This window comes from Inquilinus sp., from assembly GCF_057815775.1.
Map to the genome: position 1 here is coordinate 1 of NZ_JBYRFX010000260.1, position 2,577 is coordinate 2,577.

Sequence of the window (2,577 nt, forward strand, 5' to 3'; positions counted from 1 at the left end):
AGACCGGCCAGCCGAACGGCTTCAGGATGATCGGCTCCGAGGCCCCGGCCTTGACCTTGTCGAAGGCCTCGACCGGCAGCGAATCCGTGTAGTCATACTGGCCGGCCACCGCGCCCTCGACCCGGGTGTTGGCGTTCGGCACCGGGGTGAAGCGGATCTCGTCGAGATACTGCTTGCGGGCGCCGCCATAGCCGTTGGGGTCGCCCTCGCGCGGCTTGTAGCCCTCGAAGCGGACCAGCTGTATGTACTGGTCGGCCACGCGGGCCTTCAGCATGTAGGGGCCGCTGCCGACGATCTCCGTCAGCTCCGGCGCGATCTTCTCCGACGGCAGGATCACGGCGGCGCTGTTGTTGAAGGCCAGCAGGGCCAGCAGTGGCGCGAAGGGCTGCTTCAGCGAGATCTTGATGGTGAAGGCGTCCACCTTCTCGATCTTGTCGATGTTGTCGGCGGCGAGCTTGCCGCGCGACGCCACCTCGGTCCAGCGCTTGAGCGAGCCGACGACGTCGTCGGCATCCAGCGCCGAGCCGTCATGGAAGGTCAGGCCCTGGCGGATCTTGATGGTGTAGACGCGGCCGTCGGCGCTGACATCCGGCATGGCGTCGGCGACCAACGGAACGACGCTCCAATTGGCGTCGAAGGTGTAGAGCGTCTCGAAAATATGCTGAGTGACGATGCCGACCAGGTCGGCGGTGCTGACCATCGGGTCGAGCGTCGGCGGCTCCCCCACCGTCGCCACCGTGATCGAGCCGCCCTTGGCGGGCGCCGCCGTGGCGCCGGTCATGCTCGCGAATGTCGCCAATGCGACGAGGCACAGTATCTTCAGCATTCCCCTCTCCCCGTTTGAGGTCGCGCCGATATTCCATTATAAGGAAGTAACGTCTTCCGTTATGGAATACGCTAAGGCTATCGATACGGCGACGTCAACCCATCCGATCGACCGGGACGGCGGAAATCCTGGGCGATTGACCGAAACAACCGGTGGGGCTTAGCTTGTGTTGTTGAGACCTATACCACTCGGCCGGAGCATGGCCGGGAGCAGCAGGATCGGATCATGACGGTGGACGTTGCGGCAAAGGCCGAAGGAATGACCGAGCGCAGCCGGGTGAGCGGCATCGAGCGCGCCGTGCAGATCTGCGACCATCTGCTGGCGGCCGGGAAGCCGCTGACGGCCTATGACGTGTCGAAGGCCCTGCGCGCGCCGATGTCGACGATCTACGGCGTGGTCGATTCGCTGCTGCGCCAGGACCTGCTGTCGCGCGACGGCGACGGGCTGCTGTGGTTCGGCCCGCGGCTGTATCACTACGGCCTGGCCTATGGCCGTACCCTGAACCTGCTGGAAACCGCGTCGCAGGAGATGCGGGAGCTGAGCCGGCTGCTGGGCGAGACAGTGCAGGTCTGCGGCCGCGACGACGGCCACATGGTGGTGCTGGCAATGGCCGAGCCGTCGGGGCATTTCCGGGTCTCGTCCAAGGTCGGGACCCGGGTGCCGCTGAACTGGACCGCTTCCGGCCGGCTGCTGATCGGCCACCTGCCCTGGGGCGAGCGGTTCGAGCTGATGCGCCGGGTGGCCCAGCCCTCCCCGACCGGCATGGCTGAGACCGATCCGGAGGTGCTGTGCCGGGCCGGGGAAATGTCGCTGACCGAAAAGCTGGCCATCCAGCTGAGCGAATCCGACTTCGCCGTCGCCTGCATCGCCGCCCCGATCTGCACCCCGAGCGGCGATTGCGAGGCGACGATCAGCGTCGTCCTGCCCGAGCAGAAGGCACGGGAGCGGGAGCGGACCTACAGCGTCGCGGTGCAGGAAGCCGCCAGCCGGATCGAACGGCTGCTCGGCTGGACCGCCTGACCTCTCGCCCCGGCCGGCCTCAGCGCCGCCGCGCCACCAGGTCGCGCATGACCGGATCGACCACCTGGTGGAAAGCCGACGTCTCCGCCACCATCGCCTTCAGCGCCCGCCGGCGTCCCGCCACATAGGACGCATCCGCGGCTGAGGTGTCGTCACCTTCCCCGGCCCGGTCGCGGCGAAAGGCCCGCTGCATCAGATCGACGGCCCGCGCATCGCCGCGAACCCGCGCCACCTGGCGCGCAAAATCCCGATCCATCGCGTTCACTCCCTAACACATCCCAGGACGTGCCCGTTGCAACGGGCATCGCCGGCAGGATATCGAAGGAACGCCGCCGCCATCAGCAGGGTTCCCGGCGGCGGCAGTTCCTCGTTGGCCAGAAGACGCCGGCATGGGCTTGAGATCAAATGACAATCGCGACAGGAAGCCGCCACCCGACATCGCGAACCGGCTTCCGGTCGGTCCATTAAATCCTACCGCGTCAACACGCCCGGCTTGGCGCACACTGCGGCCTCGGCAATAGTCCCGGCGCGAACGGCACCGGCCGATCGCCGATCAGGCGGGAACAGAATGCGGCTCATCTCAACGCTGGTCGGTGGACTCCTTGTCGGTTGCGCCCTTGCGGCCTCTGCCGCCCCGCCGTCCCTTCCTCCTCTCCCGCCGCTGCCCGGCCTCGGCGCAACCGACCGGCGCATGCCGGTGAACGTCACCGAAGCCCCCTGGCGCAGCCTCG

General features: G+C 67.4%; 3 protein-coding genes. 1 reads left to right on the plus strand and 2 read right to left on the minus strand.

The features are described 5' to 3' along the window. Positions 1 to 826: ABC transporter substrate-binding protein (locus AC3XYG_RS09195; RefSeq protein WP_489139519.1), on the minus strand; the 826-nt coding region annotated here is incomplete at its 3' end. 225 nt (positions 827 to 1,051) lie between these two features. Here AC3XYG_RS09195 and AC3XYG_RS09200 point away from each other — a divergent pair. Next, positions 1,052 to 1,846 carry an IclR family transcriptional regulator gene (locus tag AC3XYG_RS09200; protein WP_489139520.1) on the plus strand — a complete coding sequence of 265 codons (795 nt, stop codon included), beginning with the start codon at positions 1,052 to 1,054 and terminating at the stop codon, positions 1,844 to 1,846. Positions 1,847 to 1,865: 19 nt separating this feature from the next. Here the strand turns inward: AC3XYG_RS09200 and AC3XYG_RS09205 are convergent, their stop codons facing one another. Then, positions 1,866 to 2,102, minus strand: a complete 237-nt coding sequence (locus AC3XYG_RS09205) for a hypothetical protein (RefSeq protein WP_489139521.1) — start codon at positions 2,100 to 2,102, stop codon at positions 1,866 to 1,868. Positions 2,103 to 2,577 lie beyond the last annotated feature (475 nt).

Coding starts and splice junctions, on each gene's coding strand:
- AC3XYG_RS09200 (WP_489139520.1), top strand. CDS start 1,052: ATGACGGTGGACGTTGCGGCAAAGGCCGAAGGAATGACCGAGCGCAGC.
- AC3XYG_RS09205 (WP_489139521.1), bottom strand. CDS start 2,102: ATGGATCGGGATTTTGCGCGCCAGGTGGCGCGGGTTCGCGGCGATGCG.